The organism is Vibrio sp. 10N.222.55.C6 (assembly GCF_041473395.1).
GTDB lineage: Bacteria > Pseudomonadota > Gammaproteobacteria > Enterobacterales > Vibrionaceae > Vibrio > Vibrio crassostreae_C.
This window is the reverse complement of the sequence record NZ_JBFRSD010001187.1, coordinates 1-222: the sequence shown is the minus strand read 5'-3', so window position 1 is coordinate 222 and position 222 is coordinate 1. Positions and strand designations below refer to the sequence as shown.

Genomic DNA, 222 nt, shown 5'->3' with positions numbered 1-222 from the left:
TGCAGATAGACCCGGAGAGAAGCGCTCAACGGTTAGACACCATACTAGTACGACAATCGGTAGTAAGAAGTGAAGACCTGATTTAATCGTTGGGCCAGGGTCTGGAACCTCAGTAAGCTCAGCATCGATTTCCATGCCGCCTTCAGCGGCGTATTTTGCTGATACGCGAACGAGGGCAACATAAGCGATCAATAGCGCTACTGTTACGATTGGTGTTGCAGC

At 50.0% G+C, this 222-nt stretch carries 1 protein-coding gene; it reads right to left on the bottom strand.

All coding sequences use genetic code 11. The features are described from left to right. Positions 1-222, bottom strand: a 222-nt coding sequence (locus AB4486_RS28125) for a hypothetical protein (RefSeq protein ID WP_372120116.1), incomplete at both ends; no start/stop codon positions are given.